A 14,486-nucleotide genomic window follows, 5' to 3' on the forward strand; every position below is an offset into this window, starting at 1 on the left:
CTCTTCGATTGTTAGCCTATATAAGTCGCCCATTCCAAAACTTCTTTCTTCGTTTTTGGGTTAATGGCGCCTGTTGGTTTTCGGTATCTAATTTCAATATCACGGCACTGTTCTTGTGCTTTTGTCAGTTCTGAGTATTGCTTCGCTAAACTAGGCGTCGATAAGGAGTGGCTTAACTTTTGCGGCTTCATCTTTTTAAACAGTTCAGCACGGGTTTTTGTGAGTTGATTCTGGTATTCGTCAGGCGTTAACTCACGCTTATTTGGGTAGGTACCAGTAAATTTGCTGCATTTTTTGGCAGCGGCTTTTTTCACTATCGCTTCACTCACTCCAAATACAAAAAACATACAACCCCCCAACTAATCAAATATGCTTAAGCCGCTTTTGGGCTATGGATATGGTCTTTTTTTGCCTTATCACGGCAGTCATCTAGGTACTTTCCTAAATCGCTTAGGTTGACCAACCAAGGTGCTTTATTGCTTTGTGTTGCTCGGTAAGCTGGGACGGGTAACGAGCCTGCTTTTGCTTGGTTTTTGGCTGTGCTTGGCAATAGGCCAAAATATTCTTGGCATATTTCGTCTAGCGGTATGACTGCTTTATTGAACTGCGCCATTAGTAAAAATGCTGTGTTCATTTTGCTTCCTTAGCATCGTGTTCGATGGGCTGTTGTAACTGCTGTTTGATGCGTTTCCAGCCGATGATTAATCGGTTAAAGCGCCATTCTGATTCTGGCCAACCGCGGATCATGTCTTGGCACTTGGCTATTTCACGATCGCAGTATTCAGTTGCGGCACTCATACATTCGCCCTTAGTTGGAAGACTTTGCCGCATTGGTGCAGAGGGGTGTTGCGCCAGATAGTCAGGCGGCTTGTTTGGTAGTTAAAGCGCATGGCGAGGTTGTCACCTAGTTCACCTGCTTTGCCTTCAAACTGTGATGAGAACAGTTGACTAGGGTTAGTTAGGTTTAAGTGGCGTTCTAGCTTGGCGATACGCTCTTGCACACGCTTGTTTTCCATTGGGTCTTGTTCAGTGCTTAGCAGACAGGCAAAACGGATACTGACCAGATGGAAGTGTTCAGCACGTTGTTTGTCTGTTGTAGGGGTGTTTGTCAGTATCATTTTGCCGTCCTCATAAGTTTTCCTAAATACAATTTAAGTAAACTTAAGCTAGCTGTCAATGATAAATTTAGTTTTTCTTAAATTTTGGCGTTTTAATGCTTTGAATACCTGTTGGTGGTATAAATGGTGTTATTAAAAAAGGAGTTCGAGGATATTTATATGGATATTACCTGCCCATCTTGCCAGTACATACGAAAAGAAAACTCACATCCTGAAACGCCAATATGGCGTTGCCCTGCTTGCGAAATTGTTTATGAAAAGTATGAAAAAAACATAAGTAAGATGAATGATCTATCTGAAGTCATTGCAGAGCGTCAAGCAACGACTGAAGCGATAGCACCACCAGAAAAGCCCTCAATCAAACCTATCTCTGAAGCCGAGCCTAGTAAGCTAGCTATCTTAATTAGTGATTATCTTCGTAGATTCAATGTGATTTTTAGAGAGTTTTTAACGCCAAAAGGTGGGTTGGTTGTTTTGGTGGTGTTTATTTTTGGCTTTTTTTCAGGCCGAGAATATTTTAGGTATGAGGTTAGAACGGCAATCCAAGATACTTTTACCGAAACCCGTAAAGGGCTTAGTTCAATTTGGAGTGGGATAGGTACAACTGAGGTGGCGGCATCTACTGAAGAAAAAGAGATAGTTTATTTTCCTATGGAGATGTCGGATAAATATTATAATGAGCATGGGCCATCTAAATACGATGATACGATTGATTTTACTATGTTTATTAAAAACCCTTATGATAAGGATATCAGAGCTTTTAGTGCTGTTATTATATTTACTGACATTCTTAACAATGAAATTAAACGGCTTAATTTTACTCATAAAGAAACGGTTGCTGCAGGTGACACTTTTGAATGGGAAGGGTCAATGGACTACAACCAGATAAAAAGTTCAGATAAAGAATTAAGGTATGCAAAGCTAGAAGATATGGACATAAAACTTAAAGTCAAAAGGATTGTTTATGCCGATGGAAGTGCCGAACAATTTGATTAGATTAGAATATTAAACCCGCTATTAGCGGGTTTAATATTCTGGTCCTGTGTAATCGCCTTGATACATAATTAATCCTATTATTGAGTAACTATTATAACAATACTGAATACCAGAACACTTTCCCAATAATTCGAATTTGCTTTATATTATCGCCTTCATAGCGTTCGTCTGGCCATTCTTCTGTGTTGAAGCTTCGTAGACGTAAACCACCACCAGGCAACTTGTATAAGGTTTTGATGCGCAACATACCATCGTGATTGATTGCATACATTTTTCCGTCGATCACGTTAGATTGTGACGTGTCTACCCCCACGGTTGAACCGTTTGGTAATACCGGTTCCATACTGTTGCCGTTAACACGCACGCAAGAGGCATTGGTTGGATCAACATTTGATTTCCGAAGTGTTGACTTAGCAAACCGTAATTTAGGTCCATGATACTCACTCGTCTCTACAATGCCTTGTCCTGCGGCTAGTTCTACTTCCATATAAAACGGTATCTCTACTTCATCATCACCTAGGGGTGTGCCACTGTCCCATGTTTCCATTGGGCCTGCCCATTCCGCATTACTAGATGGTTTCGTTACTTTACCAAACAATAACCAATCTGGCGTACATTTAAGAGCCCTTGCAAGCTTATGAAGATTTTCACCTTTCGGTGCAGTGTCACCTGACTCCCATTGTGAAATGGTCACGCCTGATACTCCAACTTTTTTGCTTAGCTGGATTTGAGTTAGGTTCGTTAGCTTTCTTCGCTCTTTAGAGCGTTCACCGAGTGTTTTCATATAAGTTATCTTAAATCAATTTGACTTAGGTTTTATTAAAGTTTAAAGTTTATAAAATTTAGGAAAACTTAAACTTGAGGCCGTATGAAAAAGCAAATAGCTGTAGATCATTTTAAAGGGAAGTCAAAGCTAGCTAAGGCGCTTGGGATTTCTCCGGCATCTGTTTCTCAGTGGCCAGATGATGTGCCTGAGTTACGCGCTTATCAGATTGAGCGCTTAACAAATGGGAAGTTAAAGGCGGATGTTCCGCGAATCGAGCAAGTGAATCCAGTTTAATAGTAAGTAGGGAATAAACACATGAAACAAGTATCACGTTTAGATTTATTGATGAAAGCCATTAACGCTTGGCTTGAGTTGCCCAAGGTTAGCCGTTCGGCACTGGCGACGGCAGTTGTTCAGGCTGTTGATGATTTAAAGCTTGCCACTGTGTTGGCTAAAGAGGGGATCACGTTTACGCATTCTGACGACATTTTTAACGACGCTAGAGTGAACGCGCAAAAGATATTCCGTTGGCTTGGGCAGTATGAAGGGCAACATGCAGTACCAGAGCTATTAGCCGCTATGCCTGTTGAGTTGCGCATTGGTTATTTAAACGACGTTTACGGCATGGTTGGTGTGACTGTTGTGGTTGATTATGTTGGCGATGGTATGTCGTTAAGTGCCTATGAAATGGCGGCAACGTTAACCAAAGAGAATTGTGATGCTCAGGTAGCGGTTATTCATTTAGGCATTAACCCAAGTCGTCATCAAGTTGAAACTGCTCACCGTGAACTGCGTGAATCCCGCGCAGTGACATCAATGTCTTTGGATATTCTTGAGAAGCATTATCCGTATTTGACTGAATCAAAATTAACGTCGGTAGGTTAGTTATGGCTGATAACGTTGATGAGGCAAATGAAATTGCTGATCTGCATTTAGCTTTTGAATTAGCCAATGCTAAGCCAAGCCTGCCACCGTTAACCGGGCGTTGTTTTTATTGCGACACTGCGACTACAGAGCGCTTTTGTGATGCTGATTGTCGTGATGATTATGAACGTGACCAACGCAGAACATTAATGCGTAAGCGGGGTTGATATGGGCTTTTTTGTGTTGGGTTGGTTGTTATTTGCGGTGATATTAACTGCTGGTTTTTGCTTTATGTTTAAAGGGGCCGCTTATGACTCAGTTAAGTGATAACAGTGAGCTGATTAATGAGTTTTTAGATGCACCTGATGATGCAGATGCGTATAGCAAGAACTTATTCGGTCAGATTTTTTGGGTAAAGGATATTACCGCCACGTCATATAAATACGTTTATGCGGATGAAATAAATGAGTCTTTGCCTGTTAAATGGACAAAATGCGGCAGATTAACTGGTCAGCCTTTGTGTGATTTAGTTCATCGACCTGGTGATGTAGTCGAGTCTCCAGAAGAGCGTGAATGTTTTGAGCGTTTAGAACGTGAACAGCAAATCAATGCAATGGCGGCTATTGCTAGAAAATGTCCCACCACGAGTTCAACCGGTATTGCAGAGTTTTTGTTTGATGCGGGTTGTCGAATTGAGTTATTGAGCGTTCAGATATAAGAAAACCCGCTTAAGTTTGGCGACCGAACGGGGTTAATACCTAAAGAGAGGCAATAGCATGTTTGATTCTGAATGTTTAATTTGTTGTTTAGAGGGCGGTAAAGCTTGTTCGGTTCATAGCCAAGTTGGCAGCAATGATGAACCGATTACACCAGAGTTTGCTGATTTTATGCGGAAGCAGGATGAAGCTGCCGATCCACAGGTTGCATTATTGGTTGCTCAGGCTGATGCGTTGATGATGAAGGCAGCCGCTTTAAGTAAAAATGCTTCAGCTATGTGCCAAGTTGATTTGCGACGTGATAGATCGACTTTATATGGGTTTAGTACCTTAGATAATTTTAGCCGTTCACAGATTGGCCGCATAGTTGAGCTGTTGCGGGTACAACCTGAGTTAAAAGATTTAAATACCGACCGTTTGGTGAATATCGCCAATAGAGTTGTCAGCAGAGTGATTTTAGGTGATCAAGATACCTTGGTATTACCGCAAGTATGTGTGGATTGGTTTTTGGGGTATTTGTTGATGCAAGAAAAGCGCGCCGAGTGTTCGATTGAAACAACAAGTGTTGACCCTGTTAATCAGGCCAAACATATCAAGCGCCGCAATATTTATTACCAGTTACGCACTAACTTGGCATGGAATATTTATGTGCGGAACAATTGATATCGGTGCAGTAGAAATAAGAAACCCCGCTTAAGTTTGGCGACCGAACGGGGTTAATACCTAAAGAGAGGCAATATTATGTTACTCAAGCATTTGTGTTTCGTCAATATAGCGATTGCTAGATTGAGTGCGTGGGAGTGCCCCGCATGAGTATGGAATTGATGGTTAAGGCCATGAAAGCGAAGGTGGGTAATCCTCTACGCAAGTTGGTTTTACTTAAATTGGCTGATAATGCGAACGACCAAGGCGAGTGCTGGCCTAGTTATAATTACATTGCTGAGCAGTGTGAAATGAGCCGTCGTAGCGTTATGGACCATGTTAAAAAACTTGAATTGTCGGGTTTTTTACGTCGTGAATATCGCAAGGGTGTTAAGGGTAATTCATCTAATGTTTTTCATCTAAATTTTGATGAGAAAAGCGGTTTAGGTGGTGAATCTCCTGCACTAGGTGGTGAATCTGCTGCACTACCCCCTAGTGAATCTCCTGCACTACCTAGTGAATCTCCTGCACTACCCCTAGTGAATCTCCTGCACCCAGAACCAGTCACTTTAGAACCAGTCAATGAATCTTTAAAAGATTTAGTCACCACATCATCAAAATCAGTTTTAGATTTTTCTCTATGGCCTGATTTGCCAAGCTACCAAGTTTTTCAAGATTGGTTAGCCGTTCGTAAGCAGAAAAAAGCCAAGTTAACCCAAACAGCGGTTAATCGCCTGGCACCGCATTTGGTGAAAGCGGTTGCTGCAGGTTGTTCGGTTGATGACGTGTTTGCGCTTTGTGTTTCGCGCTGTTGGATTGGTTTTGAATTTGAGTGGCTAACCAACGCCGGCTTGATTGCTAAGCAGGCGGTTAAGGGCGATTGGGGTAACTCAGTTTTTGACCCAGAGGATCCGTTGATATGAAGTCTATTCAAACATTGATTAATTCGACTCAAGTTGGCCTGCCTGCGAACGAACGTGTTAGCAAGCAGCCGTCGGCTATGGATATGGCCATTGTTGACAGTGTGTTTGCTAAGCTGCGGGTGCTGTTTCCTGTTGGGGCGCCTAAGTCTGAAGACGAAGTGGTGCACAAGAGCGAATGGCTTAAGACGTTGGCAATGCAGGACGTTAGAAGCAAAGAACAAGTACAAATGGGCCTAAATAGGGCAAGGCGTGAGCAGGGTGACCGCCAGTTTTGGCCAACACCACGCCAGTTTGCTTTGTGGTGTCAGCCAACGGCTTATGATTATGGTTTGCCTGATTTGGATTCGGCTTATCGTGAGGCTAAACGTCATTATCATAATTTAGCTGGCCATAAGTGGAGCCACGATGTGGTTGGCTTGGCGGTTCGTGAATGCGGCTCTTGGTTGTTTGCGACGGGCTTAGATAAAGATGTATTAACCATGTTTACTCGTCAGTACCAAATTTTATGCCGCAAGTACGGCAAAGGTGAGTTGGTTGATGTTGAGTTACCTAAAGCGTTACCCACTCGTGCTACCCGCCGCATTGAACCTGCTGAGGGTAAAGCGTTGGTGGCAAAGTTTAGGCGCCAACTTGGTTTAAGGAGTGCTAACGATGAGTAATCAATCTTTGACTCAAAAAGAGCGTTTGCTGCGGATTTTAAGCGGTGGCCGTTTTCTAACCTTGTACGAAATCCAACAACAGTGTTTTGACCAGTTTGGTGTTCATGATAGCGAAACTGCGTTAAGTGCCCGTTGGCGTGAATTGCCTGAGTCAGTTAAGCAAAAGCGCCGTCGTGAAAAGTGCACAGCTTGGGAATATAGGTTGGTGGCTTGAGTATGGTAAAGGCGGCATCTGGTGTTGAGGTTAGCAAGTTAAACGATGCGGCGTTAAGGCGTTGGTTACATGCTGGGGTGAGTCGTGATTATCGTGATCCGCAGTTTCCTGAAATTCGTTTACGTGCTGCAGCTGGCCGAACGCGGGCGAGTGTTCATTTGGTGTTGAATGAAAACGGTAAGACAGTTTGGCAAAAGGTGGGCACTTGGCCAAGCATGTGTATTAAGACCTTGTGCGCTGATTTACCGGTGATGTTGGCTAAACGCAATGTGGGCGGCATGGTGACGGGCCAGTTTGATTCAGTCGGTAGTTTGCTTGAGTGGTACCAGGAACATATTGCCAATAACACGACCTATAGCAAGAGTTGGCGCAGCAATATTAAGTCGATGATCAAGTGTCACCTGTTGCCGAGGTTGGCTGATGTTCGTTTGCATGATGTGAGTTTTATCGCGGTTGATGGCATTTTGGTTAAACCGATGTTGGTTGAGGGGTTTTCGCCTAAGTACATTCGTGAGGTGGTGAATAAGCTTAAGGCGGTGTTTGCTGCGGCTTCAAAGCTTAGATTGATTAGTGCTAATCCGTTAGCGGGTTATCGGGTGACGTATTCCATCAAAGTGAATGATGCCATGGATACGCGCTTGTTTGAGTCGGATTTGGCCGAGTTGTTTACTCGTTTAGGTGCAGTGGTGATGCCGGTGCAGATGTTGTTTGTGTTGATGATGATGTTTGGTACTCGCATTAACGAAACTCGGTTAGCGCGATGGGAACACTTTGCGGGTGATTATTGGGTTATTCCGGCCAGTAATGCCAAGAACAAAGAAGAACATCGTATACCGATGACGGAGTCGGCTAAGGCACTTATTCAGCATTATAAATGTTGGCAGTTAAAGCATGTTGGCAAACGCGCTTATTTGTTCCCTGGCAACGTTGGCGCTATTTCCATTCGTTGTGCCCATGATTGGCACACTCAAATCCGCTTTAAACATTTCACTAGTCATGATTTGCGTCGTTTATTCAGGACCATTGTTGCTGACTTGGGTGTCGATACGATGATTGGTGAACGTTTGCTTAATCATGCCTTGCCTGTGTTACTGCGTAAGTACGTTAAATCGACCTTGGATAAGGGCATGAGTTTAGCGTTAGAGCAATATCATCAATATTTAATTTATCGTGGATTTTCTTCTGTTGCGCCCGAGATATTGCCTAGATCGTCTGTTGAAGTTGAGAACGGTCAAACCATGACTGCGAGTGGGTGGCTGTGATGATCACTGCATCATTATTAGTAGAATATGCAATTAGAGGTTTTGGGGGGCGAAATGGCATTACGCGGGTTTGAATTTTTGAAAACGGGCAGGAATATTCGCGGGCTAACCCAGATCGAAGTAGCCGAGATTTATGGGGTAAGTGAACGGACTTATCAGCGTTGGGAACGAGGGGTGGTTAGGGTGCCGTTTGATGATGTTTCGGCAATATGCGCCCAGGTGTTTAAGTTAGGAATTGATGAAATAAGGGCAGTGATTAATGGCGAAGATTAATGTGCAGCATCAACAAGTGACGCTGAACATGAAGGCGTTACGTCATGGGTTAACACGTTGGGGTAAATATTGGGCATACCAAGAACGCGGCCAAGGGTTCGCAAGCCGAAGCCAGTGCGACAAGTTAGGCGAGGTGATTGTTTACGGAGTTCGGCAATGGCCGAGATAACGCCCCCGCGTGAAGTAAGGCAGTTCGATATGATGATTGAGCGGCTAGCACCGCAATGTATACGGGCCATTAGAGCCCACTACGTCTGCAAAGGGCAGTGGGCCTTGATGGGATTCGATAGTAAGAAGTCTTATGTGTATTGGTTGAGACGCGCAGAAATTGAGATAGTGGAGTGAGGTATGAAGCTTGTTGATGATATGACTCATGATGAAATCGCAGATTTTATCGCTCTAAGATTAAGGAGAATGAATTATCCTCTTTCATTTTCAAATATTACGTCAGCTAATGTTGGTGAGCAGCCTGATGTCCTTGGTGTTTCGCTTTGTGGTGAAAGCTTACTTGCTGAGGTGAAAGTATCAAGAAGCGACTTTTTAGCGGATAAAAAGAAACCTTGGCGTCAACCTGGTTCTGGCATGGGTGATTTTAGAGTGTATGTGACCCCAAAGGGCTTGCTCAAACCAAGTGAAATTCCATATGGCTGGATGCTTTGGGAAGTTCACGGAAAGAATAAGCCGGTAATAAAAATAATAAAAGGTAAGAAGATGGTGAGAGAGTCAAACCCTAATGTTCCTTGGACAATATCACTTCCAGAATATTTGAATTGTGATGTGGCTGAATACCATCACTTTCAGCAAGATGTCAGAACTAAGCGCTGTCGAAGTGAATTAATAATAACCGTTGAAATTATGCGCAGAGCGCTCGAAAAAGGCATTGAGCTAAATAATTTCGCAAACAAATATCAACATGCATAAGTGGCAGGAATTGAAATAGTAGAGTTAGGTATGAGTGGATTAAAAATGAAGATTCTTAAAGTGAAAGAAAAGGATTTATGCCCTTACGGAGACTATCTAAATAGAAGCGCATCTGATTTATTTGCTAGCGGATCATATACCCATATCCAGCATAGTGATGGCTGCATAAGTGAAGCAGAAATTACTGGGCAGATGAAAGAAGGATGGCCAATGGTGCTAATTGGGGAAGTTGTTAATTAATTATGTTTAAGTGAGGTTTCTATGGGTTGGGGTGATTGCGGAACAGATAAGGCAGGTCGTCCAATAGGGTATGTGTTCGCTGCTATATGTGACCATGTCGGGTGTGATAAGGAGATTGATAGAGGTCTGAGTTATGCTTGCGGTGGTATGCATGGTGATGACGAGATTAGTTGCGATAAGTATTACTGTGAAGAACATGCCGCCAATATCGTTGATCATTGTGATAAGTGGCATAGTGTTTGTGATGAGTGTTACGAGGCGTTAAAACAATCAGGTGATTGGTCTGATGATAACGATGATGGGGTATTAGTTTATGGTTAAACACTTCCTATTTGGTGATATTGAAACAGGTGGCCTTAATGGCCGCTTAGATAATGGCGTGTTGGGTATGGAGTATTACCCTATCCTTGAGCTAGCCTTTATCCTGACCGATAAAGACCTAAATCAAATAGGTGAGCCGTTACATGTAGTTGTTCATCACGGTGATGAAGCAATAGCAACATGTAGTGAGTGGGCATTGGATACGCACACGTCAAGCAGATTGATTGATGAAGTTCGTTCATCAACCGTATCACTCGAGCAGGCAGAGCTGATGGTGATTGATTGGCTTAAAGGTTTAGGTGTGACGAAGTATGATGGCAAGACTAAGCAGGGTATTGTGTTTGCTGGTAATTCAATTATGTTCGACCGTTCATACATAATGTGTCAGATGCCTATGCTTCATGACTTCATGCATTATCGTCAGTTAGATGTATCTGCTATTGCTTTGGCTGCACGCGCTTGGAACCCAGAGTTAGAGCGCAAGGCGGTATCGGTTAAGCTTTACGCTCATGAGGCCTTGGCTGATATACGTGAATCAATCGAAGAGTTGCGAGTGTATAAGCAAGTGTTAGGCGTGCTGGATAGCCAAAGCGCTTACGAACGATTCAGAGATGAGTGTAGAACATTCGCTAAGTCTTTGATTAAAAGTTTGATGCCTTGGATTAAGTGGTGATGGTTCACGGCTTGGGCTGGGTTGGTTTAATTGATATCGATTCTCATTTGTACCATAAAAATAAATGGGTCCTTCTGGCTCGGTGCACTGCGGGGGAGGACAAGCGCAGTGCTTCACTACATATGAAAATTTTAGGGGGTTATGTTGTTGTTTTATCAACCCTATGAAAGCTAATCAATCTCAACAACGTCAAAGCATAGTTAAGCTGCTGAATATATTTAATAATATATCGTTAAATGTGTTTATGAATATCGTATAATTTTTTTCCCCTCAAACACCAACTTTTGATCCCTCTCGATCTTTTTATTTTTCCAGATGAAAATGTTACTGCTGTATGTATTTTGAAGTTGGATTATAGTGGCACAAAATTCTCGGTTTTATCTTAAGAAAAACGCTAGCTAATTGAAATGGTTGATTTTTGTTAAAATTTATATTTAACATAACGAGTCAAATCAATTCTCGGTTATGCAAATTCTCGTTTCCACCCAGACTAAAACGTGATTGATTTTAACTTGTTAAGCTGATAACTTACTAAAATCATTGATAATTAAAGATATAGATATTAAGTTTCATGAGTCTCTCAGGATGTTTATCGGGATTCACGCTAATACGCTGTTAAGTCTATATATAGGAGAGACCATTGCCAAAAGAATGGATTGATGTTGCAGACACCGCGGTTAAAATTGGTTTAGGTTCGTTGATTACAGGTGTTTTCACATATATAGGCGTCAAGTTCTCACATAAATCTGAGAAGGGTAAATTTATGTTGGAACATAAAACCAAGTTGCTTGAACAGATAGCCGAAGATGTAGAAACATATTTCGCAGCATGGGATTCATATATTTCAAGAATATCAGGGATTGCCCGCTCTAGGAAGAACAATGAAAAAGAATATGAGGAGCTAAGCAAGGCTCAAAAATCTTCCGTTAAGGAAAAAGATTCTAATCTTATAGAATCATGGCCAAGGCGGGAGTCTGCCATCTCAAAGCTAAGACTTATGAAGTCGGTAAAAGCTTCAAAGGCTCTCTCGTCATGTAAGGGCTTAGAAAAAGAAATGAGAGACATGATTGTATTTGATAAAGTTATGCCGACTTATGAAGAAGCTGACAAATATAGAAAAAGAGTAATAGACAAGAAAAAAGAAGTTCATAAAGAACTGGCTGATTTCTACGAGTCTTTCGAGACTTAACAAGTTTGTCAACGATCGCCCTTCGGGCTGGACAGCCTTAAGCGTGGCTTCGCCACAGTCTGCCCGTTACAAAAGCATTTGGCATACACGCGGCACAAGGAGCTACTATGGATGCAATGACTTGGGGATTTGTTGGTACTGTCGTCGGTGCAACAGCAAGTATTGCTACTACAGCGATAACTAATTGGAACACCTTTAGAATTTCACAAAACTCTAAAATCCAAGATAGAGAGGAACGCGCTAGAGCATTTCAAAGAGAAACATTACTCGAGTTACAATTTGAAATTCGAAATTACTTGAGAGCTAGTGCATTAGCATATCGCGCAGACAACAAAAATTTTAAAGAGTCTGGTAATTGGGGACAGTATGCATTATCCGATGAGTTAAGCGATCAATTGCTAGAATTAAATTCTAAAACAGCAATTCTTATTCAGCGGATTTCAAATGATGAATTACGAAATAAATTAACTGAATTTAAAGATGTCGCAACTAAAAGTCAGCTCGCTAATAATGAGTTCGATGCAGGAGCATATCGTGTAGAGTATATAAACCTATATGAAAAAATTAGCGATAAATTAGGTAGAGTATTACGAGAGTCATATTAAAAGTATACCAACAAGCAATTTAACAGGGACAACAAACAGTTGGTGTTTGTTCCATGCAAACGGCGCAACGCACAAATACTAAAACGTTAGTTGCTCGTCAATCAATTGAGTCCATATGATAAATCCTTGGATTAAGTACGAAAAAATAGAAGAAAAAAGAAATGGCTTTTACGTCGAGTATAATCCTGTTTTTACTGGTCAAGAGTTTGCGATATTAAGCGTCAACATTTATGACACAAAGCTCTCAGGTAATATCAAAAACATAGCAGAATCAGAACTGGAATATTGGGCTCTAAAATATCCAGCTCCTATTATGTTGATGATCGATAATAAAACAGATGAAGAGTGGCGAACTAAAGATAAAATAGGTCATAGTTTTTTGCTAGGCTACCCTAAACTTGGGAAAGTAATTTTACATTGGGATGAGTATCCTAAAGCTGAAGAGCCTGATATAGACCTTTCAAAAGAGAGTTTAGCTAAAATTTACTCTGGGTTAAATTATTCTACATATGAAGAGGTTGTAGCTAAACAAAAAATAGAAGTTAAAGGAAGAAAGCTACTTTTGCTTGTTTTAACATTGTGGGCTTGCGTTATACCTGCTCTGATAGCATTTCTTGGTTGGTCTAATCCTATTGTTTCATTAATAGCGCTGGCTTATAGTTGGTATGTTGCATTTAATAAAGGCAGGAAACTATGGGGTCGTAAGAAAAAATCAGATAAAGATCTAGCCAAAGAAAAAGAACAATTAGCTAAAGATCATCACCACTATCATTGCCAACTTAATCCTGATGCGTTTCTTCGATTAAAAAATGAAAACTTCAAAAAAGAGCGTCTAGAAAAAGAAAAAACTAAAATCGAGAGTATGCGCAACTAACAAGCGCTTTAAACGGAACAAAAACAGTTTGTTAGGTTCCGTTGTTCTCCACATTTTAACCAGCTATTTTTTGCCTCTTAATGAGGCGTTGAACTAAGCCGCTGCGCGGAGCCAAATGCTGATTCAATCGAGTGTATTAACCTCATTGAATCAGCTAGATTTAAAAAAGATGTGATGGAACACCATTATGACAAGGGAATTTCAATGAAACACGTACAAACCAAGCCATGTTACCAGTTCAAAACTGCTCTACAGTCCAGAGCCTGCATCAAAAAAAGCAAATTCCTATAGCGCAAAGCGTACCAATTAACCTGGACTCGGCATCGGCCAAGTCCAACAAGCGATTTGTGCCATGCAAACGGCGCAATGCACAAATACTAAAACGTTATGTTTTTTTGTTATTACCTAGTTTGGAGGTTTAAACTAATCGTTATGGAACAACTTTTACAACTTATTATTAATGAAATTATAGATGATTCATCCAAGAGCAAGGTTGAATCTACCCTTGGAAACTTTAATAACTGTATCCCTTTATCGGTATTTTCTTCGAAATTATTAAACTTATTCGGTATTGAATCTTACCCGGTAGAAGCCTGTGCTCTAGTTTATCCAGATTCCACTAAAGATGAATTCCATATGGTTGGTGATGTAAACCTTAATGGTCATCAGTCTTATGGGCACATGGTTACATTTATACCAAAAGAAAACATGATTGTTGATTTTTCACTTTGCTTTCAGCAAGGAGATGTAAAACAAGCTCTCAAAGCTATGATTTCTTCAGCAGGTCAACGAACTGATGCAATATACTATTTTCCCTCTAGAGTTGGGAGTGCTGTGTCAGTTGGTTCAGGGATAATCAAATGGAATGTTTTTAAGGACGCACACGGTTGGGAACAAACTGAATGGGACTTAGACAAGATATTAAGCTTCGCAATTAAGCGCTTTGATGTACTCAAAACCCAATAAGCATATTTAGTATTTATGCGAGAATAAAAATATAACTAATAGGATAGGCCGCGCGGAGCCAAATGCTGACTCAATCGAGTATATTATTCACATTGGATCAGCTAGTATTAAAAAGATGTGATGGAACACCATAATGACAAGGGAATTTCAATGAGACACGTACAAATCAAGCTACATAATCAGTTCAAAACTGCTCTACAGTCCAGAGTCTGCATCAAAAAAAGCAAATTCCTATAGCGTAAAGCGTACCCATTAACCTGGACT

24 protein-coding genes and 1 pseudogene are annotated in these 14,486 nt (G+C 41.3%); 20 read left to right on the top strand and 5 right to left on the bottom strand.

Features of this window, described 5'->3' with window-relative positions:
• Nucleotides 1-11 precede the first annotated feature (11 nt).
• From CXF80_RS16925 to CXF80_RS16935, 4 genes are read right to left on the bottom strand one after another with little or no spacing between them, the layout of a single operon-like run.
• Nucleotides 12-347 carry a hypothetical protein gene (locus CXF80_RS16925; protein ID WP_101034097.1) on the bottom strand — a complete coding sequence of 112 codons (336 nt, stop codon included), beginning with the start codon at nt 345-347 and terminating at the stop codon, nt 12-14.
• Nucleotides 348-373: 26 nt separating this feature from the next.
• Nucleotides 374-634 carry a pyocin activator PrtN family protein gene (locus CXF80_RS16930; protein WP_101034098.1) on the bottom strand — a complete coding sequence of 87 codons (261 nt, stop codon included), beginning with the start codon at nt 632-634 and terminating at the stop codon, nt 374-376.
• A complete protein-coding gene (locus CXF80_RS20200) occupies nt 631-798 on the bottom strand; it encodes a hypothetical protein (RefSeq protein ID WP_157822250.1) in 168 nt (55 codons plus the stop codon). The genes CXF80_RS16930 and CXF80_RS20200 overlap by 4 nt, the downstream gene beginning before the upstream one ends.
• Nucleotides 795-1,118 carry a hypothetical protein gene (locus CXF80_RS16935; protein WP_101034099.1) on the bottom strand — a complete coding sequence of 108 codons (324 nt, stop codon included), beginning with the start codon at nt 1,116-1,118 and terminating at the stop codon, nt 795-797. The genes CXF80_RS20200 and CXF80_RS16935 overlap by 4 nt, the downstream gene beginning before the upstream one ends.
• Nucleotides 1,119-1,277: 159 nt before the next feature.
• Here CXF80_RS16935 and CXF80_RS16940 point away from each other — a divergent pair, with 159 nt between their 5' ends.
• Nucleotides 1,278-2,114, top strand: coding sequence for a hypothetical protein (locus tag CXF80_RS16940; RefSeq protein WP_157822251.1), 837 nt, complete (start codon nt 1,278-1,280; stop codon nt 2,112-2,114).
• A 91-nt stretch (nt 2,115-2,205) separates the two neighbouring features.
• On the opposite strand, the gene CXF80_RS16945 is transcribed toward CXF80_RS16940, so the two are convergent.
• Nucleotides 2,206-2,898, bottom strand: coding sequence for a S24 family peptidase (locus CXF80_RS16945; RefSeq protein ID WP_101034101.1), 693 nt, complete (start codon nt 2,896-2,898; stop codon nt 2,206-2,208).
• A gap of 84 nt (nt 2,899-2,982) precedes the next feature.
• Here CXF80_RS16945 and CXF80_RS16950 point away from each other — a divergent pair, with 84 nt between their 5' ends.
• The 19 genes and pseudogenes from CXF80_RS16950 (at nt 2,983) to CXF80_RS17040 (ending at nt 14,222) form a co-directional block, all read left to right on the top strand.
• Nucleotides 2,983-3,174, top strand: coding sequence for a Cro/CI family transcriptional regulator (locus tag CXF80_RS16950; protein WP_101034102.1), 192 nt, complete (start codon nt 2,983-2,985; stop codon nt 3,172-3,174).
• 21 nt (nt 3,175-3,195) lie between these two features.
• Nucleotides 3,196-3,765 (top strand): hypothetical protein, encoded by a 570-nt coding sequence (locus CXF80_RS16955; protein ID WP_101034103.1) that lies wholly within the window; start codon nt 3,196-3,198, stop codon nt 3,763-3,765.
• A gap of 2 nt (nt 3,766-3,767) precedes the next feature.
• Complete coding sequence (locus CXF80_RS16960; protein WP_101034104.1) at nt 3,768-3,971, top strand: hypothetical protein; 204 nt, start codon at nt 3,768-3,770, stop codon at nt 3,969-3,971.
• Between the two features lie 83 nt (nt 3,972-4,054).
• On the top strand, nt 4,055-4,462 hold the full coding sequence (locus tag CXF80_RS16965) for a hypothetical protein (RefSeq protein ID WP_101034105.1): 408 nt from the start codon (nt 4,055-4,057) through the stop codon (nt 4,460-4,462).
• Nucleotides 4,463-4,520: 58 nt separating this feature from the next.
• Nucleotides 4,521-5,123: a hypothetical protein gene (locus CXF80_RS16970; RefSeq protein WP_101034106.1), complete on the top strand. Its 603-nt coding sequence runs from the start codon at nt 4,521-4,523 to the stop codon at nt 5,121-5,123.
• 146 nt (nt 5,124-5,269) lie between these two features.
• Complete coding sequence (locus tag CXF80_RS16975; protein WP_101034107.1) at nt 5,270-6,025, top strand: helix-turn-helix domain-containing protein; 756 nt, start codon at nt 5,270-5,272, stop codon at nt 6,023-6,025.
• Nucleotides 6,022-6,684, top strand: coding sequence for a replication protein P (locus CXF80_RS16980; protein ID WP_101034108.1), 663 nt, complete (start codon nt 6,022-6,024; stop codon nt 6,682-6,684). Before CXF80_RS16975 ends, CXF80_RS16980 begins: the two co-directional genes overlap by 4 nt.
• A complete protein-coding gene (locus tag CXF80_RS16985; protein ID WP_101034109.1) occupies nt 6,677-6,898 on the top strand; it encodes a hypothetical protein in 222 nt (73 codons plus the stop codon). The genes CXF80_RS16980 and CXF80_RS16985 overlap by 8 nt, the downstream gene beginning before the upstream one ends.
• A gap of 2 nt (nt 6,899-6,900) precedes the next feature.
• Nucleotides 6,901-8,160 carry a tyrosine-type recombinase/integrase gene (locus CXF80_RS16990; protein WP_101034110.1) on the top strand — a complete coding sequence of 420 codons (1,260 nt, stop codon included), beginning with the start codon at nt 6,901-6,903 and terminating at the stop codon, nt 8,158-8,160.
• A gap of 54 nt (nt 8,161-8,214) precedes the next feature.
• Nucleotides 8,215-8,433 (top strand): helix-turn-helix domain-containing protein, encoded by a 219-nt coding sequence (locus CXF80_RS16995; protein WP_101034804.1) that lies wholly within the window; start codon nt 8,215-8,217, stop codon nt 8,431-8,433.
• Nucleotides 8,420-8,778: pseudogene (locus tag CXF80_RS17000) on the top strand (hypothetical protein). The gene CXF80_RS16995 and the pseudogene CXF80_RS17000 overlap by 14 nt, the downstream one beginning before the upstream one ends.
• Before the next feature lie 3 nt (nt 8,779-8,781).
• On the top strand, nt 8,782-9,354 hold the full coding sequence (locus CXF80_RS17005) for a hypothetical protein (RefSeq protein WP_101034111.1): 573 nt from the start codon (nt 8,782-8,784) through the stop codon (nt 9,352-9,354).
• A complete protein-coding gene (locus tag CXF80_RS17010; protein WP_157822252.1) occupies nt 9,355-9,594 on the top strand; it encodes a hypothetical protein in 240 nt (79 codons plus the stop codon).
• Between the two features lie 21 nt (nt 9,595-9,615).
• Nucleotides 9,616-9,915, top strand: a complete 300-nt coding sequence (locus CXF80_RS17015; RefSeq protein ID WP_101034113.1) for a hypothetical protein — start codon at nt 9,616-9,618, stop codon at nt 9,913-9,915.
• Nucleotides 9,908-10,588: an oligoribonuclease gene (orn, locus tag CXF80_RS17020; protein ID WP_101034114.1), complete on the top strand. Its 681-nt coding sequence runs from the start codon at nt 9,908-9,910 to the stop codon at nt 10,586-10,588. Before CXF80_RS17015 ends, orn begins: the two co-directional genes overlap by 8 nt.
• A 640-nt stretch (nt 10,589-11,228) precedes the next feature.
• Nucleotides 11,229-11,777 (top strand): hypothetical protein, encoded by a 549-nt coding sequence (locus tag CXF80_RS17025; protein WP_101034115.1) that lies wholly within the window; start codon nt 11,229-11,231, stop codon nt 11,775-11,777.
• Nucleotides 11,778-11,884: 107 nt separating this feature from the next.
• Nucleotides 11,885-12,382 carry a hypothetical protein gene (locus CXF80_RS17030; protein ID WP_101034116.1) on the top strand — a complete coding sequence of 166 codons (498 nt, stop codon included), beginning with the start codon at nt 11,885-11,887 and terminating at the stop codon, nt 12,380-12,382.
• Nucleotides 12,383-12,497: 115 nt separating this feature from the next.
• A complete protein-coding gene (locus tag CXF80_RS17035) occupies nt 12,498-13,256 on the top strand; it encodes a hypothetical protein (RefSeq protein ID WP_101034117.1) in 759 nt (252 codons plus the stop codon).
• Between the two features lie 432 nt (nt 13,257-13,688).
• Nucleotides 13,689-14,222 (top strand): hypothetical protein, encoded by a 534-nt coding sequence (locus CXF80_RS17040; protein ID WP_101034118.1) that lies wholly within the window; start codon nt 13,689-13,691, stop codon nt 14,220-14,222.
• Nucleotides 14,223-14,486 lie beyond the last annotated feature (264 nt).

This window comes from Shewanella sp. Actino-trap-3 (genome assembly GCF_002836275.1).
Classification (GTDB): domain Bacteria; phylum Pseudomonadota; class Gammaproteobacteria; order Enterobacterales; family Shewanellaceae; genus Shewanella; species Shewanella psychromarinicola.